The sequence below is a fragment of the [Pseudopropionibacterium] massiliense genome (assembly GCF_900607225.1).
In the GTDB taxonomy this organism is placed as follows: Bacteria; Actinomycetota; Actinomycetes; order Propionibacteriales; family Propionibacteriaceae; genus Arachnia; species Arachnia massiliensis.
This window is the reverse complement of the sequence record NZ_LR027842.1, coordinates 2,033,395-2,058,534: the sequence shown is the minus strand read 5'-3', so window position 1 is coordinate 2,058,534 and position 25,140 is coordinate 2,033,395. Positions and strand designations below refer to the sequence as shown.

General features: G+C 66.7%; 18 protein-coding genes and 1 pseudogene. 10 read left to right on the top strand and 9 right to left on the bottom strand.

Annotation, left to right across the window (positions count from 1 at the left end):
• From E0E39_RS09175 to metG, 8 genes and pseudogenes are all read left to right on the top strand, one after another.
• Positions 1–399 carry a cytidine deaminase gene (locus tag E0E39_RS09175; RefSeq protein ID WP_130874470.1) on the top strand — a complete coding sequence of 133 codons (399 nt, stop codon included), beginning with the start codon at positions 1–3 and terminating at the stop codon, positions 397–399.
• A gap of 29 nt (positions 400–428) precedes the next feature.
• Positions 429–1,520, top strand: a complete 1,092-nt coding sequence (locus tag E0E39_RS09170) for an adenosine deaminase (protein ID WP_130874469.1) — start codon at positions 429–431, stop codon at positions 1,518–1,520.
• A pseudogene (locus E0E39_RS09165) lies at positions 1,517–2,050 on the top strand (ribonuclease H family protein); the annotation flags it as partial. The gene E0E39_RS09170 and the pseudogene E0E39_RS09165, both read left to right, overlap by 4 nt.
• An 11-nt stretch (positions 2,051–2,061) precedes the next feature.
• Positions 2,062–3,378: a threonine/serine exporter family protein gene (locus E0E39_RS09160; protein ID WP_130874468.1), complete on the top strand. Its 1,317-nt coding sequence runs from the start codon at positions 2,062–2,064 to the stop codon at positions 3,376–3,378.
• Positions 3,379–3,396: 18 nt separating this feature from the next.
• The gene (locus tag E0E39_RS09155) at positions 3,397–5,457 is read left to right on the top strand and encodes a S9 family peptidase (RefSeq protein WP_130874467.1); all 2,061 of its coding nucleotides are present in this window, start codon (positions 3,397–3,399) and stop codon (positions 5,455–5,457) included.
• The gene (locus tag E0E39_RS09150) at positions 5,447–6,313 is read left to right on the top strand and encodes an ATP-binding cassette domain-containing protein (protein WP_130874466.1); all 867 of its coding nucleotides are present in this window, start codon (positions 5,447–5,449) and stop codon (positions 6,311–6,313) included. The genes E0E39_RS09155 and E0E39_RS09150 overlap by 11 nt, the downstream gene beginning before the upstream one ends.
• Complete coding sequence (locus E0E39_RS09145) at positions 6,310–6,915, top strand: hypothetical protein (RefSeq protein WP_130874465.1); 606 nt, start codon at positions 6,310–6,312, stop codon at positions 6,913–6,915. The genes E0E39_RS09150 and E0E39_RS09145 overlap by 4 nt, the downstream gene beginning before the upstream one ends.
• Positions 6,916–6,956: 41 nt before the next feature.
• Positions 6,957–8,750, top strand: a complete 1,794-nt coding sequence (metG, locus tag E0E39_RS09140; protein WP_130874464.1) for a methionine--tRNA ligase — start codon at positions 6,957–6,959, stop codon at positions 8,748–8,750.
• Positions 8,751–9,048: 298 nt separating this feature from the next.
• Here metG and E0E39_RS09135 read toward each other — a convergent pair whose 3' ends face one another.
• From E0E39_RS09135 to E0E39_RS09100, 8 genes are all read right to left on the bottom strand, one after another.
• Positions 9,049–10,908 (bottom strand): DUF2207 domain-containing protein, encoded by a 1,860-nt coding sequence (locus tag E0E39_RS09135; protein ID WP_130874463.1) that lies wholly within the window; start codon positions 10,906–10,908, stop codon positions 9,049–9,051.
• Positions 10,909–10,927: 19 nt separating this feature from the next.
• Positions 10,928–12,769 (bottom strand): DUF2207 domain-containing protein, encoded by a 1,842-nt coding sequence (locus tag E0E39_RS09130; protein ID WP_245988266.1) that lies wholly within the window; start codon positions 12,767–12,769, stop codon positions 10,928–10,930.
• Between the two features lie 61 nt (positions 12,770–12,830).
• Complete coding sequence (locus tag E0E39_RS09125) at positions 12,831–14,477, bottom strand: phospho-sugar mutase (RefSeq protein ID WP_130874462.1); 1,647 nt, start codon at positions 14,475–14,477, stop codon at positions 12,831–12,833.
• Entirely contained in the window at positions 14,474–15,274 is an 801-nt protein-coding gene (locus E0E39_RS09120; protein WP_130874461.1) for a purine-nucleoside phosphorylase, read from the bottom strand. The genes E0E39_RS09125 and E0E39_RS09120 overlap by 4 nt, the downstream gene beginning before the upstream one ends.
• A 41-nt stretch (positions 15,275–15,315) precedes the next feature.
• Complete coding sequence (locus E0E39_RS09115) at positions 15,316–15,576, bottom strand: TM2 domain-containing protein (protein ID WP_130874460.1); 261 nt, start codon at positions 15,574–15,576, stop codon at positions 15,316–15,318.
• A 195-nt stretch (positions 15,577–15,771) separates the two neighbouring features.
• Complete coding sequence (locus E0E39_RS09110) at positions 15,772–17,520, bottom strand: DEAD/DEAH box helicase (RefSeq protein ID WP_130874459.1); 1,749 nt, start codon at positions 17,518–17,520, stop codon at positions 15,772–15,774.
• 60 nt (positions 17,521–17,580) lie between these two features.
• Complete coding sequence (locus E0E39_RS09105) at positions 17,581–19,416, bottom strand: glycerophosphodiester phosphodiesterase family protein (RefSeq protein ID WP_281275589.1); 1,836 nt, start codon at positions 19,414–19,416, stop codon at positions 17,581–17,583.
• Positions 19,417–19,542: 126 nt separating this feature from the next.
• Entirely contained in the window at positions 19,543–20,250 is a 708-nt protein-coding gene (locus tag E0E39_RS09100; protein ID WP_130874457.1) for a hypothetical protein, read from the bottom strand.
• Between the two features lie 137 nt (positions 20,251–20,387).
• On the opposite strand from E0E39_RS09100, the gene E0E39_RS15775 reads away from it, so the two are divergent.
• A complete protein-coding gene (locus E0E39_RS15775) occupies positions 20,388–21,233 on the top strand; it encodes a GNAT family N-acetyltransferase (RefSeq protein WP_165444713.1) in 846 nt (281 codons plus the stop codon).
• Here the strand turns inward: E0E39_RS15775 and E0E39_RS09090 are convergent.
• Complete coding sequence (locus tag E0E39_RS09090; protein WP_130874456.1) at positions 21,214–23,745, bottom strand: DEAD/DEAH box helicase; 2,532 nt, start codon at positions 23,743–23,745, stop codon at positions 21,214–21,216. The genes E0E39_RS15775 and E0E39_RS09090 overlap by 20 nt on opposite strands.
• Before the next feature lie 166 nt (positions 23,746–23,911).
• Here E0E39_RS09090 and E0E39_RS09085 point away from each other — a divergent pair, with 166 nt between their 5' ends.
• Positions 23,912–24,997 carry an S-(hydroxymethyl)mycothiol dehydrogenase gene (locus E0E39_RS09085; protein ID WP_130874455.1) on the top strand — a complete coding sequence of 362 codons (1,086 nt, stop codon included), beginning with the start codon at positions 23,912–23,914 and terminating at the stop codon, positions 24,995–24,997.
• Positions 24,998–25,140: the final 143 nt, after the last annotated feature.

Below are 25,140 nucleotides of genomic sequence, written 5' to 3'. Positions count from 1 at the left end.
ATGACCGGCATCGACTGGGAACGGCTGCGGGACGCGGCACGGGAGGTCACGGGAAGGGCATACGCGCCCTACTCCGACTACCAGGTGGGTGCGGCAGCACTGGTGGACGACGGCCGCATCGTGGTCGGCTGCAACGTGGAGAACGCCTCCTACGGGGTGGGGCTCTGCGCCGAGTGTGGACTGGTCTCGCAGCTGAACGCCACCGGAGGTGGCCGGCTGGTTGCGTTCACCTGCTGCAACAAGCTGGGGGAGCGGATCATGCCCTGTGGGCGTTGCCGGCAGCTGCTGTTCGAGTTCGGCGGGAACGGGCTTCTCATGGACACCCCGGTCGGGGTGCTGCCGATGTCGGAGGTGCTGCCGCAGGCCTTCGGACCCGCCGATCTGGACCATGCCCGCTGACCCCGGCCCACAACTCCTAGGATGTTTTCATGCTGAGCCCGGAAGAACTACGCGCCCTGCCCAAGGTTGCCCTCCATGACCATCTCGACGGCGGGCTGCGGCCCGCGACCGTGGTCGAGCACTGCGCCGAGAACGGGCACGAACTGCCCACCACCGACCCGGAGAAGCTGGGCCGGTGGTTCTTCGAATCCGCCGATTCCGGTTCCCTGGTGCGCTACCTGGAGGGTTTCGCCCACACCACCGCAGCCATGCAGACCCGCGACCAGCTCGTGCGGGTGGCGCGCGAGTTCGTGCTGGACCAGGCCGCCGATGGTGTTGTCTACGCCGAGGCCCGCTGGGCACCCGAACAGCACCTGGAGAAGGGCTTGACGCCGGAGGCCGCGGTGGAGGCGGTCCGCGACGGCCTGGCCGATGGCATGGCGCAGGCCGAGGCCGCGGGACGGGCCATCGTCGCCACCCAGATCGTCACGGCGATGCGTCACGTCGACGAACCCACCACCGAGATCGCCGAACTGGCCTTGGCCTATCGCGACGACTCCGTCGTCGGATACGACATCGCCGGCGCCGAGATGGGCTTCCGCCCCACCCGTTTCCAGGCCTCCTTCGACCTGCTGCGACGCAACAACGCACACTTCACGATTCACGCCGGCGAGGCAGACGGGCCGAAGTCGATGTGGGAGGCCGTCCAGCTCTGCGGCGCCCAGCGCATCGGCCACGGCGTGCGCGTCTGCGAGGACATCGAGGATTTCTGGGGAGACCGACCCAGGCTCGGGCGGTTCGCGGCCTTCGTCCGGGACCAGCAGATCCCGCTCGAGGTGTGCCCGACCTCAAACCTTCAAACCGGCGTGGCCAAGTCCCTCGACCGGCATCCCGTCGGACGGCTGGCCGAGCTCGGTTTCAACGTCACCATCCACTGCGACAACCGCCTGATGAGCGGCACCTCCCTGTCCGAGGAGTTCGCGAAACTCTCCGAGACCTTCGGATGGGGACTCGCCGAGGTGGAGGCCGTGACCGTGGCGGCCATGCGCGCGGCCTTCCTGCACCACGACGAACGAGAAGCCCTCGTCGAGGGGCTGATCCGTCCCGCCTTCCACGCCGCCCGCCGCGAGGCACGGGCGTGATCACGGCCGCCGCGGACGGGTCTTCGCTGGCAAATCCCGGCCCGGCCGGGTGGGCCTGGTACATCGACGACGACCGATGGGCCGCTGGGGGATGGCCCCACGGAACCAACAACATGGGGGAGCTGATGGCGGTCCTGGATCTGTTGAACTCCACGGCGGGTACGGACGAGGAGCTGCTGGTCCTGTGCGATTCGCAGTACGTCATCAATTCCCTGACCGCGTGGCTTCCCGGCTGGAAACGCCGCGGCTGGAAGAAGGGCGACGGCAAACCCGTCCTGAACGCCGACCTGATGAAACAACTGGACCGGGCCCTGCAGGGCAGGCGGGTGCGTTTCGAATGGGTCAAGGGACACGCGGGCCATCCCCTGAACGAGGCCGCCGACGAACGGGCACGTGCCGCCGCCACCGCCCATCGGGACGGTGCCCCCGTGGCCCGGGGACCCGGGTTCCCTGGGGCGGGGAAGAAACCGGCACGACCGGAACCGCTGCGCGACGATGCACCCGAACAGCTCGCGCTGTTCGAGCTTCCCGGCGAGCGGGCATGACCGCCGATCCCCGGGAGGTACTGGACCTGGGGTTGGAGATCGGTTGCGGAATGCTGGCCCACGGCGCCTCCGTTTCGTCGGCGATCCGGGCCTCCCGGCACGCCATGCGGGACCTCGGAATGGCGGAATACCACACCGACGTCACCGGGAACATGATCATCGTCTCGGTCAGGGGAGAGACCGACGGCGAACCCCTGACCGCCATGCGGGTGGTTCCCATCGGCCATCAGGACTTCGAGCTCATAACGATGCTGCAGCAGGTGGCTTCCGAGGCCCGGAACAACAGCATCCCGGACTCCCGGGCTCGGATCGAGGCCATCCTCGGGCGTCACGGACGCTGGGGAGGGCTCGACGTCTCCTTGGGTTTCGGGGCGGTTTCCAGCGCGGCGGCGCTCATGTTCGGGGCCCGGTGGATCGTCGGTCTGCTGGCGCTGATCGTCGCCTGGAGCATCCACCGGACCCAGGTGTGGCTTTCGAAGCGACGGGTCTCGGTGTTCTTCCAGCAGTGTGTAGGCGGGGCGATGGCCGCGGCCGCTGCGGTCGGCGTGGCCCTGGCCAAGGGGTGGGGTGTCCCGGGGCTGGCCGGGATCGAACCGGGGCTGATAGTCATCGGCGCCATCATCTCGATGCTCGCGGGCCTGGCCATTCTCGGTGCCTCGGAGGACGCCATCTCTGGTCTCTACGTGACCGGCACCGCCCACGCCATCCACGGGCTGATCGTCACCATCGGGCTGGTGATCGGCGCCAGTGTCGTGGTGGCGGGCGCCAGCTGGTTGGGCATTCCGGTGTGGATCAACGCACAGTTCAGCATCGATGGCCTGCTGGGTCCCGTCTCGGTGTTCTGGTCCGGGATCGTGGCCGCGGCGTGGGCGTTCTGCACCCGTGCCTCGCGGCGGGCGATCGTCAGCGCCGGACTGATCGGCGCGGCCAGCTGGTGGCTTTTCCTGTGGCTGTTGGCGCAGCGCTGGCCCGTCGTCGCAGCCACCGGGGCAGCCGCCCTGCTGGTCGGGATGGCATCCGCCGTGGCGGCACGTCTGTTGCGGGTACAGCTGGACTCCATCTCGGCCTCGGCCGTGGTGCCGATCCTGCCCGGCCTGGTCACATGGTCCGGGGTTTTGAAGCTGGCTCTCGGGAAGGGGGAGTCGTCCTTCGTGGACGGCCAGCAGGACCTGATGACCGCAGCAGCGGTGGGAATCATCCTGGCGGCGGGCGTCGCCGCGGGCGCTGCCATGGCACGCCCCATGTCGGTTCCGATTCGAAAGTTGCCGTGGCCCATCCGTCCGTTGGGTTCGCGTGGCGCCTGGAAGCGGTGAAGCCTTACGGTATGGGGTGTGAAACCACGCCACCTGGACCTGCTGGTCAGTCTGTCATCCCCGACCCTCAGCCCCGATGGCGAGCAGGCGGTTTTTGCCGCGCGACACCCTTCCTTCGTCGTCGATGCCGATGTCGGGAGAATCTGGAGCGTTGCCACGGCGGGCCGGGGACGTCCCAGACCCCTGACCCGGGGCACATCGGACCTTGCGCCACGGCTGAGTCCTGATGGGCAGACGGTGGCCTTCCTCCGAGGCGGCGTCGGTGCCAAACCGCAGCTCGCCATCGTCGCTGCCGAGGGTGGGGAGCCCAGGATCATCACCGATGCCCCGTTGGGGGTCGAGGAGTTCGCGTGGTCCGGGGATTCGGGAAAGCTGGCCTTCGTCGCCAGAATGCCCGAGGAGGGGCGGTACGGGACCCTCGACGGTGTCCCCGCCGACCGTGAGGACCCCAGGCTGATCGTGGGGAACAAGTACCAGGCCAACGGTCTCGGATACACCCGGGACCGTCCCCGGGGGATCTACCTGCTCGAGGTTCCTTCCCTTGACGAGGAGCCGTGGTTGGAGCCTCTGGGACGCGCTGCATCGGGGACCGAGGAAGAACCCAGGGACAGCACGGTTCTCGGAGGGCGACACGGAATTCCCCGGGCGAGGCTGCTCACCCCGCTGGAGGCCGACTGTCACCAGCCGGAGTTCACCCCCGATGGGAAGAAGGTTTATTTCACCGCGGCCCTGCACAGCGGGGAGGACTCGGATCTGCGATCGATGATCCACGGTGTGTCCGTGGCCGGTGGCGAGCTGTTCCTCGTGGCCGGTGGCCCCGAATCAACGCAGGCCTGGTCACGACCCTGTTTCAGCCGTGACGGCAGGACCCTGTTCATGCTGACCGAGTACCTCGGCGAGAGCGGACTCGATTTCGTCGGGCGAGCAAAGGCCGTCGCCGCCCTGGCCGTCGAAGCGGAACCCGGCACCGAACCCCGGCTCCTCACGGATCCGACGACCACTGACTACGAGGCCCCGTGGGGTTTCCTGGAGCCCTTCGGGCAGGAATCCGTTCTGGCACCCGCCAGGGTCCGGGGGTGCGGGGAACTGCATGCGATCTCCCCCGACGGGCACGTGGACGTTCTCGTCAGGGGCCCGAGGGTGGTCAGCGCCGCCGCGGAACGTGAAGGAGTGACCGTGGCGGTCGTCAGTGAGGCCACACACCCGATGGAACTCGCCCGTCTCGCCGAGGGAAGACTCGTCCGGTTGACAGATTTCGCGCGGCCCCTCATCGCCGCGGCGACCCCGGTGGAGCCGAGAGAACTGACAGTGCCGGCCGAGGAGGGGCATGACATCCACGGCTGGGTGTTCGTACCCAAGGGGCGAGGACCTCACCCGGTTCTGCTGAACATCCACGGCGGCCCGTTCTCGAACTTCAGCTGGGCCTTCTTCGACGAGGCCCAGGTCTACGTCCGTGCCGGCTACGCCGTGGTGCAGTGCAACCCGCGGGGTTCCGCGTCCTACGGGCAGGCCCATGGCCGGGCGGTCAAGGAACGCATGGGCGTGGTCGACATGGCCGACGTGCTGGCCTTCCTGGATGGGGCGTGTACGCAGTTCAAGAGCCTGGACGAGGACCGGGTGGGCATCATGGGGGGATCCTACGGGGGCTACCTGACCGCGTGGATCACCGCCCACGACAACAGGTTCGCCGCCGCCGTCGTCGAGCGGGGCTACCTGGATCCCGCCGCGTTCATCGGGACCAGCGACATCGGATGGTTTTTCTCGGACGGCTATGTTGGTGTCGATCCGGATGGGGTTGAACAGCAGTCGCCCATGGCAAGGGTCGGGCAGGTCACGACCCCGACACTGGTCATTCATTCCGAACGAGACCTGCGGTGCCCGTTGGAACAGGCGCAACGTTACTTCGCAGCGCTGCAACGCAACGAGGTGATCGCCAGGATGCTGGTTTTCCCCGGTGAGAATCATGAACTCTCCCGATCCGGGACACCGTGGCACAGAAGACAAAGATTCGAAGCAATTCTCGACTGGTGGGCCGAACAGCTCCCGGTACGGATGAAAGAGGCACGACGTGGCAGGTGAAGCAGCCTTCGGGTTGAAGGATGTGCAGGTTGGGCTGGGGTCGCGGGTGGTGTTGCAACAGGTGAACCTGTCGGCACCCGTTGGCTCGGTAACGGGCCTGATCGGGCGGAATGGGGCGGGCAAGTCCACTCTGCTGCGGCTGCTCGCCGGCCGTGAGGCCCGATACACCGGTGAGGCACAGGTCTTCGGCAGGGAGCTCCCCGAGGCGGCTTCCGGGACGGTCTACCTGACCGCGGAACACTGGCCCTTCGGGGGGGACCAACGCCTGCGTGACCTCGCACAGCATGTCTCCCGTGTGCATCCGAATTTCGACATGGAACGCGCCAAGGAGCTGTTGGCCTGGTTCGACGTCCCCGAAAGTCGCCATCCCATGGCCCTCAGCCGGGGGCAACGCACGGCGGCTTTCCTCAGTCTGGCGTTGGCGGCTCGTGCCCCACTGACCCTGCTGGACGAGCCCTACAACGGACTCGACGTGCCAGCACGGCAGCGGTTCACGAGGGTTCTACTGGAGGAGTTACGCATGTTTCCCCGAACCCTGCTGATCTCCACGCATCTCGTCGACGAGGCCGAACCGCTGTTCCAATACGTGGCCCTCATGGAGGGCGGCCGGGTGACAGCAGCTGACACGGTGGGGGGAATGATCACTTCGTTCACCCGGGTGAGCGGGCCGATCGCGGAAGTGGATGCGCTTCCCAGGCTCGGGCGGCTGGATCGAGAGGGTGCATGGGCCAGCGCCGTCGTGAGAAAGGGGTCGGAGGGTGACCTGCCGGCGAAACCCGTGAGTCTTCGCGAACTGGCCGATCTCTTGATAGGCCCCAGACGTGACGCCCAGGTGGACGTCGAGGAAGGGAAGTGACGATGAACGCAGACGTCGGTGCAGTGTTGTCCGCCATCGGCGGGCGATTTGCGTGGCGCTACTGGTGGCCTGCCGTCCCCTGGCTGGCGGATGTCGCGATGGTCGCCACGTTCCGGCGGGAGAACGTTCAGGAGCCTGCCGGTGTGCTTTTCCTGGTCTGTTTGGCGACGGTGCCGTTGCTGTGGCTGTGGGGAGCGCGCTTCGCCGTCGCCATGGGACACAACAGGCGACGGGTGTTTCCGATGCTCGTCGCGTTGAGTGTCGGATTGCCGATGCTCTGGCAGATCATCGGCAGTATCGCTCGGCTGGTCGTGGGGCAGGCAGACGCCGGTCGTTCGGAGGGGCTTTTTCTGTTCTACGGCCTGCCCATCGTGGCCCTGCTGATGCTGGGGTGCGCTCTCTGGCTGGGCTACGGGTGGCGCGGGGCGGTTGTGGCCGTTCTGGGATGGGGAGCCGCGGTCGCGTTGTTCTACCTGGTGCTGTGGCCCCTGTTCGTCGGGCTCGATCTGGTCGCCTTCATCGTCGGCACGTGCTGGGTGATCCTGATGCTGGTCGGGGCCGCGTGCGGAGGCTGGAGCGGTTTCCGCATCGCGCGGGCCTGAGCAGGACACGGGGCCGTGCGGCACCCGATAGGATGCAGGCCATGTGTTCTGACGTTCTAGCGGCGGTTGCCTGGCCCTACGCGAACGGGCCCCGCCACATCGGTCATGTGTCCGGTTTCGGCGTCCCCTCGGACGTGTTCGCGCGCTACATGCGCATGGCGGGACACAACGTGCTGATGGTCTCCGGATCGGACGAGCACGGCACCGCCATCCAGGTGAAAGCCGATTCCGAAGGCCTGACGGCCCGCGAGTGCGCCGACAAATACCACAGGGTGATCGCTTCCGATCTCCAAGGGTTGGGGCTGTCCTACGATCTGTACACCCGCACCACCACACCCAACCACTACCGGGTGGTGCAGGAGATGTTCAAGGCACTGTACGACAACGGATACGTCATTGCCCAGACCCAGATGGGAGCCATCTCCCCGTCCACGGGACGTACCCTGCCCGATCGTTTCATCGAGGGAACCTGCCCCATCTGCGACTACGCCGGGGCCCGCGGCGACCAGTGCGACAACTGCGGAAACCAGCTCGACCCGGCGGACCTGATCAACCCGGTATCCCGCATCAACGGTGAAACCCCGCGGTTCGTGGAGACAGAGCACTTCTTCCTTGACCTGCCGAAGGTCGCGGAGCAGCTGACGACCTGGCTCGACTCCCGCGAGGACTGGCGGCCCAACGTCTTGAAGTTCAGCCACAACCTGCTGGAGAAGATCCGTCCCAGGGCCATCACCCGCGACCTCGACTGGGGGGTCCCCGTTCCCCTCGAAGGATGGGTGGATGCGCCCATGAAACGCATCTACGTGTGGTTCGACGCGGTCATCGGCTACCTGTCGGCCTCGATCGAGTGGGCCAGACGCAGCGGCGACCCGGAGGCCTGGCGGAGGTTCTGGAACGCGGAAACCGCCCAGAGCTTCTACTTCATGGGCAAGGACAACATCGTCTTCCACTCCGTCATCTGGCCGGGCATCCTGCTGGGAGCCAATGGGCAGGGATCCGTCGGCGGCGAGATCAAGCCCGCCCTGGGGGAGCTGCAACTTCCCACGGAGGTGGTGTCGTCGGAGTTCATGACCATGCGCGGCTCGAAGGTCTCGAGTTCCAGGGGCGCCTCCATCTTCGTCGGCGACTTCCTGGACGAGTTCGGGCCCGATGCACTCAGGTACTTCATCGCAGTGGCCGGCCCCGAGAACCAGGACACGGATTTCACCTGGGAGGAATTCGTGCGCCGGGTGAACTTCGAGTTGGCCAACGAATGGGGCAACCTCGTCAACCGCTCCATCTCCATGGCCCACAAGAACAACGGTGCGATCCCCCGGGCCGGGGAACTGACCGAGGCCGACCGTGAACTGCTCGACGCCTCCGCCGCGGCCTTCGCGACGGTGGGGGAGCACATCGCGGCCCGCCGCTTCAAGGCCGGCATCACCGAGGCGATGCGGATCGTCTCCCTGGCCAACAAGTACCTCTCCGATCAGGAGCCCTGGAAGCTGAAGGACGACCCGGCCCGCCGCGACACCGTGCTGCACGTGGCGCTGCAGGTGGTTTCCGACTGCAACACCCTTTTGACCCCGTACCTGCCGCACTCCGCCCAGGCCGTCTTCGAGGCCCTCGGCAACGAGGGTGTGTGGGCGGCCCAGCCGGAGCTCAGGGAGGTCACCGACGGTGACGTCACCTACCCGATCCTGACCGGCGACTACGCGGCCCAGCAGGCGGTGTGGGAACGCCGCCCCGTCGTCGCCGGCACCCCCTTGGCAAAACCCAGTCCGCTGTTCCGCAAACTCGACGAGAAACTGGCGACCGAGGGACCGAGCTGGGCGCCGATCGGTGAAGCTGGTTGAGCCAGCTCGTGAGCGTTAGCGAGTGGCTGTGTCGAAACCACCTGGCGGTCGGGAAGCAGACCTGACCACACGTCCTCGAACTCACCTCTGGGGTGGTGGTTCGCTGGTCTTCTCGTCGTCTGCTTGCCTTCTCGACGGGAACGCTTGCCTTACGGGCAAACGCCAGCGCTATAGCGCAAGCGTTCGACCCCAAGGCAAGCGTTCCACCCGGAGGACCAGCAAATCGTCGGCTCAGGAGCGAGTTTGGATAGCAAGCTCATCGAACAGCTCGGATTCGGCCTGCCTGCGCCCTGACTGGTCACCATGATCCGCCGCTGAAGCCGCCCCCGGAGAACCCGCCGCCGCCCGAGAACCCGGAACCTCCCGAGGTTCCGGAGGAGGAGTAACTGGACGAGGAGAAGGAACTCGAGCTGTACTGGCTCGCCCTTGCGGCCTCGTGGGCCGTGAACATGGCGTCGGAGAAGTTGTAGCAGAAATTGTTGAACCTGGTGTAGAAAACACTGTTCGAGGAGCGGAGATCAACTCCCTGATACCAGGAGGTATCGGCCTTGAAACGGTTCGTCTGCTCGAGCTGGGCGAACAGCTCCGTCCACCGCCTCGTCACGCCGAAGATCATGGCGTAGGGCAGGTATCGGCTGAAGATGTCGACGCCCCCCTCGAAACGCAGCTCGTCCGCTTCTGCGACGCTCAGATAGAGCTCGAAACCACGTGCTTGTATCAGGGCTGCGGAGCCTTTGGCCGTGCGTTTCCCGAACTTGCCGGACATCATGAGCACCGCGATGCCGATCGCCACGACGGGAAGACATACCAGGCCCCAGCCGAGACCGTAACCGAGGACCAGGGACAACAGGCACCCCGCGGCTATGATGAGAAAGCCGACGGTGACCCCGGTCCAGCGCATGGATTTCGGGTTTTCACGGAACCAGCCGAGCTCCGCCACCCGCTGGTAGAGCAGCTCCCGGATCTCGGAATCCAGGCCATCGTATTTTTCGTCGCCGAGTTCTTTCAGGGTGACCTCATCGCCCGACTGGAAAAGCCTCGACAGCAGTTGCTGCTCGTACGTGGCGAGTTGCCTCTGGTCCTTCTTCGTCCGGGTGAGCAGGTGATCGCCGTCCTCCTGCGCCGTGATCACCAGGTGGCCGCGAACCGCGAGATCGATGATCGAGGCGGAGACGTCGACGAAATCGGCGCTCGCGTCCATCAGGGTGCCGATCTCACCCGGGGTGGCGTTCTTCGGGGGATGGAACTGGACCGCGACGTTCAGGTCGTCCGGGAGAAAACCTATGTGCTCCTCCTGACCGGCGCGTGGGCTCAAACCGGGGGTCACCCCGAGGTAGGCCTCGTCCCTCGTATATCGGTTGCGGATCTTGACGATGGAGAAAGCGGCTCCGGCGGTCGTCACCAGCGTCGCCGCCCCCGTGATCGGCGTCAACGAGAAGGCGTTGCTGAGGGTTCTCCGGTATTCCACGTCCTGTTTCGCCCCGGGGAAGGTGCCCGCAGGGAATCCCGCCACAACCTGCACCGGGGTTCCGGGGCTGATCGAGGTCAGACTGTAGGTGGCCGTTTTTCCGCTGCTTCCCGATGCGCAGGACTGCTTGTAGTTGGTTCCGGTCCAGCAGGCGGCTCTTGACACGTCCACGGGGCCGGTGACCTTCACCGTGAAATTGTTGATTTTGCCCCGCCAATTGCTGATGACGTTCCAGTTGAACTCGTCGAGGTGGCTCTTCGGGTGGTTGGGGGCGATCAACCCGGTTACGGTGTAGCTGATCCGGTAGGTGTGTTTCTCGTGAAGGTACCGGTTCGCGTTGCCGACCCGGATCTGGATGTTGTCTTCCTTGTCCGTGGTCGTCTGGATCTGGTCCGGGGCCGTGGGGGAGCTGACGCTGATGCCGGAGATCTTGTAGCGGTAGAACTGGCCGTCCTCTCCGCCCGGCTGCCGGGTGGGCAGGACGAAGACCGGGCCGCGCCCGCGGGTTGTGGAGAAGTCCATCTCGAGTTCGGCGTTCACGTGTGCCACCCCGTCCCGCGACAGATTGACATCCACGTTCCAGCGGTTGATCGGGGCCGATTCGTCGGCCCACGCCTGAGGGGCGGCCAGGAAGGCCGTCAGCAGGATGATGGTCAGCGCCAGTAGTCCCTGCAGTCCGTTTCGTTTCATGCGTAACTGTTCCTTTCGGTCACCATGAACCCACGCTGGCGCCCCCACCGGAAAATCCGCCTCCTCCGGAGAATCCCGAGTCTCCGGAAGAACTGCTTGAGGCTGCCTGCGCTGCGGTCGCAGCGGCCGTGGCCTGTGACAGTGAGTGCGAGAAATCCTGGGAGAAGCTGCTGATGCCTGCGTAGAAAAGGCCTGTGGAGTGGTAGAGATCCGTGCCGTGGTACCAAGAAGTGTCGGCTTGGTAGCGGCCCTCGGCGCCGAGCTGGGCAAATAGTTTGGTCCAGCGTTCGGCGACGCCGAAGATCATGGCGTAAGGCAGGTAGCGGCTGAAGACATCGATACCTTCCTCGAATTTGAGTTGGTCCTTTTCTGCGGTGCGCAGGTACAGCTCGAAACCTCGCGCCTGCTCGAGCGCCACCGATCCCTGAGCCGTACGGGTCCCGAAACGGCGGGAAAGGAAGATCAACCCGATGCCGAACAAAGCGATCGGTAGGGGAACCAGCCCCCAGCCGAATACCAGCCCCAGGCACAGGCTGCCCGCCAAGCCTGCAACGGTCAGGACAATACCCAGGGCCAGCGCCGAGTTGCGCGCCTTACGTGGATCACCGCGGAACCATCCGAGCGACATCACCTGGGCGTAGAGATTCTTCTTCGCCCTGCTCTGCACATCACCGTATTTCTCATTTCTCAGCTCCTTGAGGGTGACGCTGTTCCCGGCTTTGAAGATGCTGTGCAGGAGTCGCCGTTCATAGTCGGCCAGCTCGTGTGTGCTGCTTTTGCCGGTGCGTTTCAGTACGTGGCCCTTCTTGGGGAGAGGAGCCAGCGTGAGGTAACCACGGACGGCCAGATCGATGATGGTTGCGGAGATGTCCACGGAGTTGGCGGTGGCGTCCATCAGGGTGCCGATCTCTCCGGGGCGAGTGCCCTGGGGTGGTTGAAAGGCGACGGCCACGTTCGCCTTGCCCTGGCGTTTACCCACTCGGGCTGTCTCGCCATCGGCTGGGGCCAGTCCCGGAGTGAGATCAATGAACACCTCGTCCCGGGTCTTCCGATTCCCCATCACCAACAACCCTGCCACGGCTCCTGCTCCCAGCACCGCAGTGGTGGCACCCGTGACCGGATTCAGCGAATAAGCCTCTGAGGCAAGCTCCAGAAGAGTGGGGTCCTTCGTCACGTTCTGGGTGACTCCTGGGAAGGTGCCTGCCGGGAAACCAGCCACCACTTGAACCGGCTCACCGCCCGGGATCGTGTCCACGGAGTACGACGCAGTGGTGCCGCTGGTGCTGGACGTGCAGGGGGTTTTCAGGTCTCTGGTACGCCAGCAGGCGGTCTTCGAGATGTCTGCTGGGCCGGTGATGGTCACCTGGAAGTTCCGAATTTCTGATTTTCCGCCTGTGATGGGGTTCCAACTGAACTCGTCCAAACCGCTCTGTGAGTTGTTGGTGGCGATCAACCCGGTGACTTCATAGCTGATTCGATAGGTCTGAGGAGCGTGGTAGACCGTGTTCTTCTCCCCCACTCGGATGCTGACGTTTCCGTCCTCATGGGTGATCTTCGTCTCGGAATTGGCGCCACTGGGGGAACTCACGTCAATGTTGGAGATCCCAAAGTTCAACCACTCCCGCTCAATGTTGGTTCGTTGCCTCTCGGGAAATGCGATGACAGGTCCACGTCCTTCGACCTTGGAGAAATCCATCTCGAACTCGTGCTCGATGTGGGCAATCCCGTCACTGGAAATATTGACGGTGGTTCTCCACCAGTTCACGGGTGCGGCGTCGTCGGCCCAAGCCCGTGGGCTGCTCACCAGCCCCACGAGAACCACGGCGATGACGAGGAGCAACCCCCTGAACAACCTACGCATGATTCCCAGAGTAGAGGTCTTTGGGTGCAGGCGGACCGGGCCCCGAGCTTCGTGGAATCCCTCAGCCCAGACCGAGAACGGACTGCATCTGCCCCCGCAGGGCCACCATTCGGATCTCGGCGGCCAGCCGGGCGGCCGCGCCGTTCCGAGACCCCTCGGGGGTCAGCCGCACCTCCAGGTAGCACTTCAGCTTCGGTTCGGTCCCGGAAGGGCGCACCACCACGTGCACCTCACCGCCGGACAGTTCCACCGCGTCGGTCGGGGGAAGCCCGGATGTGCCCTCCGCCAGATCGCGGTAGGCGACGGGCGCGTGCAGGAGGGATGTGGGTGGGTTCTCACGCAGCCTGGCCATGGCGTCAGCGATCAGGGAGAGATCACTGACGCGGATCGCGAGCTGGGACGTGGCGTGGAGCCCCAGCTCGGCGGTCAGCTCGTCCAACCGGTCGGCCAGGGTGAGACCCATGGCGCGCAACCCGGCGGCCAGTTCGAGAACCATCAGCGCCGCCGTCAGGCCGTCCTTGTCCGGGACCGCCTCGGGATCGCAGCAGTAGCCGATGGCCTCCTCGTAGCCGAAGGCGAGATCCGGGACCCTCCCGATCCACTTGAAACCGGTGAGGGTGGTGACGTGGTGCCGTCCCCTCGCGGCGGCCAGCGCGGCGAGGGCGCCGGAGGAGACCACCGAACTGGCCAGCACCCCCTTTGCGCCTCGCCGGAGCATGTGGTCGGCGAGCAGCAGGCCCAGCTCGTCGCCCGTCAGCATCCGCCACCGGCCGTCGACGACAGCGGCGACCGCGCACCTGTCGGCGTCGGGATCGTTCGCCACCACCAGATCGGCCCCGGTTTCCTCGGCCAGCGCCAAGGCCATGTCGATCGCACCCGGCTCCTCCGGGTTCGGGAAGGCGACGGTGGGGAAATCCGGGTCCGGTTCGGCCTGCTCGGGAACCTCGTGGGCAGGAGGGAACCCCGCCGCCGCAGTCAGTTCCCGGAGAGTGCGGGCCCCCACGCCGTGCATCGCGGTGTGCACCCAGGTGATCCCGCGGGGAGTCCCCTCCGGAACGAGACCGGCACCCCTGGCCACGTAGTCGCGGGTGAGCTGGTCGCACATCACCCTGTACGAGTCGCTGCGCGGAAGCCGGGCGAGGGAATCGACGGGGTGGGCGGCGATGCGGGCGGCGATCTGCGTGTCCGCCGGCGGGATGATCTGCGACCCGTCGCCGAGGTAGACCTTGTAGCCGTTGTCGGTGGCCGGGTTGTGGGAGGCCGTCACGACGATCCCCGCGACGCAGCCGTACCGGCGGATGCCGAAGGAAACCAAGGGGGTCGGGACGGGAGTTCCCGTGAGCAGCACCTTGAAACCCGCCCCGGCCAGGATCTCCGCGGTGTCGCGGGCGAACTCCTCCGACTTGTGGCGGGCGTCGTGACCCCCCAGCATCTGCCCGCCGGCGTGGCCGTGTTCCGTCAGCCAGTCCGCGATGCCGATCGCAGCCTGAGCCACGACCAAGCGGTTCATGCGGTTCGGGCCGGCCCCCATCCGGCCCCTGAGCCCGGCCGTGCCGAAGACCAGCGGGCCCCTGAAGGCATCCTCGATAGCTTCCGCGGCCTTCGGATCCCCGGAATCGGCCGCCCCCAGCAGTTCCTCGAGCTCGGCGCGGGTGTCCGGGTCGGGGTCGGCCGCCAGCCAGGAGCGGGCCGCATCCCGGGCGGTCACAACACACCCACTATTCCCGCCAGCAGCGAGGCCAGTCGGGGACCGGCATCGCGTCCGGCCTGCAGCACCTCGGCGTGATCGAGTCCCGCCTCCGCCAGGCCCGCGGCGGCGTTGGTCACCAGGGAGAGGCCCAGCACGTCCAGCCCGGCCTCGCGGGCGGCGATGGTCTCGAGTGCGGTCGACATCCCCACCATGTCCCCTCCCAGCAGCGCCGCCATCCGCACCTCGGCGGGGGTTTCGTACTGGGGGCCGCGGAACTGCACGTAGACGCCCTCGGGAAGCGTCGGGTCGACTGTCCGGGCCAGGTCGCGCAGCCGCCCCGAGTAGGCCTCGGTCATGTCGATGAAGGCCGCCCCTTTCAACGGGGTGGCTCCGGTCAGGTTGATGTGGTCACGGATCAGGGCGACGGTCCCCGGTGCCCACGTCGGGTTCAAGCCGCCGGAACCGTTGGTGAGAACCAGGGTTGTGGCGCCCCAGGCGGCAATGGTGCGCACCCCGTGGACCACCGGAGTGACTCCCCGGCCCTCGTAGTAGTGGGTGCGGCCAGTCAGGACCGCGGCACTCCTGCCGCCTGCGGTCCTGACCAGCTTCAGAACACCACCGTGACCCCTCACGACGGGGGCGCTGAAACCCGGTACCGCGCCGAGCGTGATCTCGCCGAGTCCTTCACCCAACTGATCGGCCGCGGCGGACCAGCCGGAACCCAGCACCAGCGCCAGGTCGATGCGATCCAGGCCGAACCGGGAGGAGAGGAACTCGACGGCTTCGTGCGCCTTTTTCGTGGGGTCATCGCTCATGCTCCAAGCGTAGTGGCGAATGAACCGATGGTGCCGGTGGCTCAGCTGCGGAGCAGGCGTCCTTCCGAATCCGTGGAGTCGGAAGCCAGCAGGACGATTCCATCGATCAGGGGCCAAATTCCCAGCGTCAACCAGCCGAACAGGAGCTGGCACACGGCGAGACCGTAGTGGCCGGTGTAGAAGCGTCCGGCCCCCAGATAGCCGAGGAAGATTCCCAGCAGCCCCGCGACGAGTTTGGATTTCTCCGAGTACGGAACTCCCGTGACGGGGTGTGACCCCCAGGGTGCGTACGGGTTCGGCATGCCGGGAGCGTAGCCGCCGTAGGGGTTCTGACCCGGCTGCTGCTGGTACCCGTAGGGATCCGCAGACTGGGAGGAGCCGTATCCGTAGGGGGATTGCGAGTCGTAGGGGAACTGGGATATGTGACTTGAATCTCCTCGTGGGGTTCGAAGAAATAAGAGTATATAGGGCCGGGGGATCCGGCTCGATACGGGTGCTCAGCGCCTGAGCCAGGCCCTCGCCCTGGTGATGCGCTCGGCCACCTGCTCGGTCGTCGCCTGGGCAAGTGGCGGGCCACCGCACTCGCGGCGCAGGTCGGCGTGGACATGGCTGTGGGGACGCTGTTCCAGGCGGGCCAGCTGGGCCACCAGGGAGTTGAGTTCCTTGCGCTGGTTCGCGAGCGCCCGGTGCAGCGGCACCTCCGGCTGCGACTTCGGGTCCCGGCGTTCGCGTCGCCTGAGCTGGCGGCGTTGCCGCTCGGCCAGGAGGGTGCTCACCTGGTCGGGTTCCAGGAGGCCGGGCAGCCCCAGATAGTCGAGTTCATCCTGCGATGTGGGTTCGGCGTGCATCCCGAAGGCCTGGGAGTCGAACAACACGTGGTCGAAGGTGGCCTGGGACTCGAGGGCCTCGAACTCGCCCAGGAGGTCGTCGGAGGCCGAATCGGTGCGGTTGGCCGCCTCGATGAGGGCCTCCGTCTCGGCCCAGATGCCGGTTTCCCCGGAGCGGGGACGCCCCAGCACGTGGTCGCGTTGTCGTTCCAGCGTCGCGGCGTGGGCCAGCAGGATCGGGACGGTGGGCAGGAACACCGTCGCCACCTCGCCCCGCCGCCTCGAACGCACGAACCTGCCCACCGCCTGGGCGAAGAACAGCGGCGTCGAGGTGGACGTCGCGTAGACCCCGACCGCCAACCGGGGCACGTCCACGCCTTCCGAGACCATCCGGACCGCCACCATCCAGCGCTCCTGGCCCGCGGCGAACTCCTCGATCCTCCCACCTGCCCTGGTGTCGTCGGAGAGGATCACGGTGGGGCGTCTCCCCGTGATCCCGGTCAGGATCTTCGCGTAGGCGCGCGCCACGGTCTGGTTGGTGGCTATCACCAGGCCGCCTGCGTCGGGGATGGCGCGCCGCACCTGCGTCAGGCGCTGGTCGGCGGCCCGCAGCACGGCGGGGATCCACTCGCCCGTCGGCGACAGGGCGGTGCGCCAGGCGTGGGCGGTCAGGTCCTTGGTGAGCATCGTTCCCAGGTCGGCGTCGAGAACCTCCCCGGAACGCATCCGCCAACGCATCTGCCCGCCGTAGTTCATGAAGATCACGGGCCGCACCACGTGATCCGCCAGGGCCTCCCGGTAGCCGTAGGTGTAGTCGGCCCGCGAGGTCCTGACCCCCGAGTCGGATTCCTCGTAGGTCACGAAGGGGATTGGGCTGTCGTCGGAGCGGAACGGGGTACCGGTGAGCGCCAGGCGGCGGGTGGCCTCGGAGAAACCCTGCAGGATGCCGTCCCCCCAGCTCCGGGTGTCGCCCGCGTGGTGGATCTCGTCGAAGATCACCAGCGTGGAGACCTGGTTGCACAGCGCCTCGTAGGCGTAGGCGCGCAGGGAAACCCCCGCGTAGGTCACCACCGATCCGTCGAACTGCCTGGAGCGTCCCCGCCTCGCCCCGCCGGTGCCGGGATCCAGATGAATGCCGACCCGTGCGGCGGCATCGGCCCACTGCGTCTTGAGGTGCTCGGTGGGGGTGACCACCACGATGCGTTTCACGGTCCGGGTGTGCAGCAGCTGGTGGGCGACGCGCAGCGCGAAGGTCGTCTTGCCGGCGCCGGGGGTGGCCACGCACAGGAAGTCGCGGGGCTGGGTCGTCGCGTACAGCTCGAGGGCGGCCACCTGCCAGGCTCGGAGGCTCTGCGCGGTGCCCCACGCGGCGCGCTGCGGAAACGCGGGGGAGAGGTGTTCGAACGCGGAGGAAGTCATACGGCCCCGAAGCGTACCCCAGGACCGAGACATTCCTCGGAGCCACGGCGCCGGAGCCGTCTACTCGATGAACTCGCCCATCAGCACGTCCAGCGGGGCGGCCCGCCGGCGTTCCTCCGCGACGGCCTGCCACTGCCGGACCCGGTCGGTGATCACGGCATCCACCGGCCAGTTGACGAACTTGTGCATCGATTCCTCGGTGTTGACGGTCCACACCGCGGCTCTTTTGCCTGCCTCGTGTATCTGGGCGATCGTGTCACTGGTGGCGGCGTCCTCCTCAAGGATCAGGTAGTCACCGACCAGACGGGCGGTGTCCCCGAAGGACAGGAAATAAATGAAACCGCTCGCCACCTCGGGGTGGCGTTCCTCAATTCCGGTGATCAGCTCGTACTTGAGCGATATCACCACCACGCGGTCCAGCATGCCGTGGCGTTTCACGGCCGCCACGGCGTCGTCGGCCATCTGCTGGTCGGCGCTGCGGCCCTTGAGCTCGAGGAAGATCCCGATGCGCCCGCGGGTTCTCTCCAGGAGCTCCTCCAGGGTGGGCACCCTGACATCGCTGAACCTGCCATTCGAATTCTCGCCGAGATCCAGCTCCCGGATCTCGGCCAGCGTCATTTCGTGAACCGCGCGGCGTTCGTGGGTGAATCGTGAGAAATTCTCGTCGTGGAAAACCACGTAGTGGCCGTCCCGGGTGCGCTGGATGTCCATCTCGACGTAACTGGCCCCGGCGGTTATCGACTGCTCGACCGCATCCATGCTGTTCTCCACCGCGGTGTCCTCCGGTCCGCCCCGGTGCCCCACCACCGCGATGTCGGGGGCGGCCGTCAATTCGTCGGCGGTGATGGTGAAGAAACCGGCGATGCCGACCACGAAAGCCGCGACGAGAAAACCGAGTGCGACCCGGTGTCCCAAGGCCCGGTCGAGGAGGCTCGGACGTTTCTTGGGGGGCATGGTGGGCACGACGTCGGCCAGCGGCCTGAGCGGATCGGAATCGGGCAGCTTCCGCAGGAAGGCGTAGTAGCGGTTGGTGACCAGGTACAGTTCCAGCGGCACCGCGAAACTGGCCATCAGGCCGACCACCAGGGCCAGCAGTATCACGAAAACGGAGCCGACGAAGGTCGCGAGGGTGGTGGCATCCTCCGGGATGGCCATCATGCTCAGGAGATGGAGGCTGGCAACCGCCCCGATGACGAGCGCGGCGAGGATGGCGAAGGACAGAACCGAGAGAAGCATGAAGGCCGCGAAACGTAGCACGTTCGGTTTTATCAGGCGAATGCTCGCCCTGATGGCGGCGAGGGCCTTGAGGTCACCGAGCAACATGAAGTGAAAGACGAAGACGATCATCAGGGCCGCGACGTACATCAGGGCCACGAGACACCAGTAGGCCGCGGTGTACAGGGGATTGGCGAAGATGGTGGCGGTGATGAAATTCGGAATGCGAAACCTGAGGAGGAAACTCGGGTTCAGCGCCGAACCCGTCAACGGCAGCACCACCAGCGCGAACGGCAGGAGAAGGACCAGGCCCGGCCCGGCGATCTTGAACAGGGAACGGAGGATACTGCCGATGACGGTGAGGTAGGAAGGCTTGGTGTCGCTCCCGATCGCGATGGCGCTCAGCTTCACGAACCCTCCCACCTCCAGCAGGGTCGTCAACAACACCATCACCAGGGCGAGCAGGATGAACAACGCCCCCGGGGCGGACAGCAGGAACCGGCCCGCGTTGGCGTTGTTCAGGGACACCAGGCCCCGCATCGCGAACAGGTACTTTGCGGCCCACCAGAACAGGGGAAACAGGACAGTGGCCTGGAGGAAGCTCGTGACGACCAGATACCGGAACATGAGGCCGGCGGATCGCAGAAATCCACCGATCCCCTCTCGAAGTTCCCTGAACACGTGCACCGCCTACCTCATCGGACGAGTGCCTCATTTTTCCGCATGGCCGGGCCTCCCGCCACCGGGCGGGCCTGTGCGTCCCCGGGGCCATGGGCTGCCGGCACCGGAAAACCGGTGCCGAACGGGTCAGTCGTCGAGGAGCCCCATCAGGAGGGAGAACCCACCGAACAGCAACGCACCCTTCGCCAGTCCCTGGACCACCGGATCCAGCCCGTAGGGTTCGTAGTAACCACGCGCGTAGGCGGCGTGCCCCTGATCCTGCCAGTACGGCACCGCCTGGTAGCCCTGCTGGACCATACGGATGTGCGGATCCGCCCCGGATGTGACCCGGGCCGCGTCGAGCGCGCAGGCCGGAACCTCGCGTGGCGCGCCGCCGAGGGGAGCCCAGGTGACGTTCCTGGTGGAGGGCCCGTGGGCCGGGTCGAAGAAACACGGTGGCCTGCGTTCCGGCACCGGTTGGCCCTGGGCGCGGGACTTCACACAGGCCATCGCGTAACGCCCCTCCTCGAGGATGTGGGCGATGGCGGTGGCATCGGATTCGTAACGCGCCTGATTCATGGCCTGCTTGGCGTTCTCATAGGCATCGAGGGCCTCCGAGTAATTCGCCCGGGCCTCCTCGCTCAACTCGATACCGACCACGTCCAGGTCGAGATCGCGCAACTCGTCGCCGAAACGCGTGATGTCGGCATCCAAGGAAGCGCGTGCCGCATCCCCGATTGGGGTTTCGCCGTACCGAACCGGTCCCGGGTTGATGAGCTGTTGTGGCTGTTGCCCCCCGTTCAACGCGCGCGACCCCCTCAGAGCCAGGAAAACCATCCCGGCCACAATCATCATGAGCAACAAACCACCCAGGCTCACAGCACATCACTCCTAGAAAACACCTGTAATCTCAAGGTTACGCCACGCCACCAAAGCGGCGGTTGCGTGGTTACTTGCGGGATTCTGGCGATGGTCGGGGAATGGAGGGAGTCGTGGAGGTCCCGATTCAGGTCAGGAGCTGGGAAGAACTGACCCGGGACGAGTTCTTCGGGATCGCATCGCTGAGATCCGAGGTGTTCTTCGTGGAGCAACGCATCGACGTTCCCGACCTCGACGACCTCGACCGACACCCGGCCACCCTCCACTGGTGGATCCCCGACGAAGCCGGTTGCGCGGGATACCTGCGCACGGTGGTGCTCGACGAACCCGAACTGGGAGCGACCCGGTCCTTCGGGAGAGTGGCCGTCAGGGCCGGCAGGCGCGGCGAAGGCCTGGCGCGCGCCCTGGTCGCCGCCGTGCTGGGACGGTTCGGTGGGCAGCCGATCGTGATCCACTCGCAGAGTCACGTGGTTCCGCTCTACCGCGGATTCGGATTCGAGCCGGTGGGTCCGGAATACCAGGAGGCGGGTATCCCGCACACGAGGATGCGTCGGCCGGGGGAGATCCGGGTCAGCGCCGTGGTCCTCACAGATACGGCGGGCCGGGTGCTGATGGTCCGCAAACGCGGCACGGACTCCTTCCTCAACCCCGGTGGGAAACCCGAACCGGGGGAAACCCCGGATCGGTGCGCCGCCCGCGAGCTGCGTGAGGAACTGGGCCTGGAACTCAACCCGGAGGAGCTGCTGCCGTTGGGAAGGTTTCGCGCCCCGGCAGCCAACGAGGCCGACACCGTCGTTCTCGCCGACGTCTTCCGCGCACCCGAACCCCTCGACCGGCTCCCGGAACCGCGGGCCGAGATAGAGGAGACCCGTTTCGTGGACCCGGCCTCCCCGCAACCCGGGTGGGCACCTCTGTTCACCGAACGGATCCTGCCCCTGCTCAACCATCCAGCCGGCTGAAGTCCAGGGTGCGCAGCACGAGTTCCCCGGCCTCGTCGCAGGCGTCGAGATCGGCGGTGGCGAGAATGGACCAGTCGCGGTTGCCCGCGGGGTCGTCGATGATCTGACGCACCTCCCAGAGTCTGCCGCCCCGTTTCGGTTCGACGACGAAGAACGCGGGGCCGCGCGCATCCGCGCCGACGCCAATGTCCTCGTGCTCGTCCCAGTAATCCCCCAGGGCGTCGTCCCAACGTTTCCGGGTCATGGGATCTCCGCTGGTCAGGGCGGTCAAACCGTCCACGTCGTCGTCGGCGCACAACTCCACACGCCGCCACATGGCGTTTCGCACCATCACCCTGAAGGCGCGTTCGTTGCCCGTGACGGGCCGGCTCGGGGGAGCCACCTCGACCCGCTGCTCGACGGGAACCCCGGACAGGGTCGCGAGTTCGTTCCACTCGTCCAGCAGCGACGAGTCCACCAGCCTGGTGACCTCACCCAGCCAGGCGATCAGGTCATCCAGCTCCTCGGTGCGCAGCCCCTCGGGAATGCTCTGCCGCAACGCCCGGTAGGCATCGGTGAGGTAGCGCAGCAACAACCCCTCGGTGCGCTGCAACTTGTAGTGGGCCACGTACTCGCCGAAGGTCATGCCCCGGGTGTACATGTCCCGCACCACCGACTTCGGGCTGACCGGGTTCTCCGACAGCCAGGGATGTGCCACCGAGTACTCGAGGTGGGCCCGTTCCAGCAGTTCGGCCAGGGGCTGGGGCCAGGTGATCTCCTCCAGGGCCTCCATGCGTTCCTCGTAGTCCCAGCCGTCGGCCTTCATCTCCGCCACCGCCTGGCCGCGCGCCCTGAACTGCTGGGCCAGCAGCACCACCCGGGGGTCCTCCAGGGTCGCCTCGATCACGGAGACCACGTCGAGGGCGTAGTCGGGGGAGCCCGGGTCGAGGGTTTCGACCACCGCCAGGGCGAAGGCCGACAGAGGCTGGTTCAGCGCGAAGTCGCGCTGCAGGTCGACGTTCAACCGGTAGCGGCGACCGCCGGGGGTCGGTTCGGGCAGACGGGTGATCACCCCGGCCCGCAGCAGCGACCGGCCGAGCCCTGCGGCGCGGCGCAGCATGGCCCGGCGCGCCTTCGGTTCCGGGTCGGTGGAGTCGATCAGGCGGATGACCGCGGCGCTGGTCTCCTCGTCCCGCTGCAACAGGTTCAGCAGCAGGGCGTGGCTGATCCTCATCCGGGCGTGCAACTGTTCCGGGGAAGAGCCGATCAGTTTGGTGAAGGTGGCCTCCGTGTAGTTGACGAAGCCCTCCGGCGGTTTCTTGCGCCGCACCGACCGCAGTTTCTTCTCGTCCCCTTGGTGCCTGGCCAGGATCCGGGCGTTCTCCACCTCGTGCTCGGGGGCCTGGGCGACGACATTGCCGATGGAATCGAAACCTGCCCGGCCCGCGCGGCCCGCGATCTGGTGGAACTCGCGGCTGCGCAGCACCCGTTGGCGCCGGCCGTCGAACTTCGTCAGGGAGCTGAACAGCACGGTGCGGATGGGGACGTTGATGCCCACCCCCAGGGTGTCGGTGCCGCAGATCACCGCCAGCAGTCCCCGCTGGGCCAGTTGCTCCACCAATCGCCGGTAGCGCGGCAGCATCCCGGCGTGGTGGACCCCGATCCCACCTCGCAGCAGCTTGGACAGCGTCGCCCCGAAACCACCGGCGAACGGGAACCCCGTGATGGCCTGTTTCAACTCCTCCGGGACCGCGGCACCGGCCTTGCGCACCACCCCCTGGCTGAGCAGGGCCATCGCCTGCTCGACGGCCGCCCCCTGGGTGGGGTGGACGATGTAGACGGGCGCCTGGTGGGTTTCGACGATCTCCGTGATGGTTTCGTGGAGCGGCGTCAGCGACCAGCGGTAGGTGAGCGGGACGGGACGGGTCGCACCGCCGATCACGGCCGTTTCGCGGCCGGTGCGCCGGGTCAGGTCGCCGGCCAGTTCCGTCACATCCCCGAGGGTCGCCGACATGATCACGAACTGTGCCTGCGGGAGCTCCACCAGCGGAACCTGCCACGCCCAGCCGCGTTCCGGTTCGGCGAGGAAGTGGAACTCGTCCATCACCACCTGCCCGACATCGGCGTCGCGCCCCTCCCGCAGCGCCAGGTTCGCCAGGATCTCGGCGGTGCAGCAGACGATCGGCGCATCGGCGTTGACCGAGGCGTCCCCCGTCACCATCCCGACCCGCTCGGCCCCGAAAGCTTCGCACAGGGCGAAGAACTTCTCGTTCACCAAGGCCTTGATGGGGGCGGTGTACCAAGTGCGGCGGTCCTCCGCCAAGGCCGCGAAGTGGGCGCCGAGTGCGATCAACGACTTCCCGGATCCCGTGGGTGTGGTGACGATGACGTTGTCGCCCGCGAGGACCGCCAGCAGCGATTCCTCCTGGTGCGAGTACAGCGAGATGCCCGAGGACTCCACCCAGCCGGTGAAGACATCGAGGAGGGCGTCGGGGGAGGGATCCGAGGGCAGGAGATCGTTGAGGTTCGTCATGACGTCCCCGATTCTTCCACGAAGCCGGCGGAGGGGGCCGAGCGTGATCGCCCGGTGCCGGAACCACGATTCGCGCACCGGGGGAACGCCATCCCCGGGCTGTGGGTTCCCTGTGAACCCGGCCGCAGGGGTTTTCGGGGCCGGATCCGTGCATAGCCTCGAAGACATGGAAACAACACGTGGCCTGATAGCAATGTCACAGGGGGCACCCGTGACGGTCGAGGAGATTGTCATACCCGAGCCCGGTCCGGGGGACGCGGTCGTGAGGATTCTCACCTGCGGGGTCTGCCACACCGACCTGCACTACCGGGACGGCGGCATCAACGACGACTTCCCGTTCCTGCTGGGACACGAGGCGGCGGGGATCGTGGACCGCGTCGGCGACGAGGTGACCACCGTGTCCCCGGGGGATTTCGTGGTGCTGAACTGGCGGGCCGTGTGCGGCACCTGCCGGGCGTGCAGGCGGGGCGAACCCCAGTACTGCTTCGCCACCTTCAACGCGTCCCGGAGAATGACCCTCACCGACGGCACGGAACTCACCCCGGCGCTCGGGATCGGGGCCTTCGCCGAGAAAACCCTCGTCCACTCCGGGCAGTGCACCAAGGTCGACCCCGCGGCGCGCCCGGCCGCCGTGGGACTGCTGGGTTGCGGCGTGATGGCGGGACTCGGGGCCGCCATCAACACCGGGAACGTGAGGCGCGGCGAGAACGTCGCGGTGATCGGTTGCGGCGGAGTCGGCTGCGCGGCCATCGCCGGCGCGTCGCTCGCAGGGGCGGGACGGGTCATCGCGGTCGACCGTGACGAGAGGAAACTCCGCTGGGCCCGTGACCTGGGGGCCACCGACGTCGTGGACGGCCGGCACCGGGATCCCGTGACTGCGATCCGCGACCTCACCGGAGGCTTCGGGGCCGATGTGGTGATCGACGCCGTCGGTGTGCCGCAAACCTGGGAGCAGGCCTTCTACGCCCGCGACCTGGCGGGAACCGTCGTACTGGTCGGAGTACCCACCCCCGATAAAAAGGTGCCCCGGATCCCGCTGCTCGACGTATTCAGCCGCGGCGGCTCCCTGAAAGCGAGCTGGTACGGCGACTGCCTGCCCAGCCGCGACTTCCCGGTTCTGACGGACCTGTACCTGCGGGGACGGTTGGATCTCGACGCCTTCGTCAGCGAGGAGATCGTCCTCGACGAGGTGGAGAACGCTTTCGACCGGATGAAACGGGGCGAGGTACTGCGATCGGTGGTGGTCCTGTGAACGCCGGACAGGTCACGGTCTCGGTGGCTCCGGAGCCCGAGGGTGCAAGACGAACAATCCACGGCAGCGTTCTCCTGCTGCTCCTTCCGCCGATTGAGCATTGATCCCGGTCAATTCCCGGGAGGCTTCGTGTCGGTGGTGCC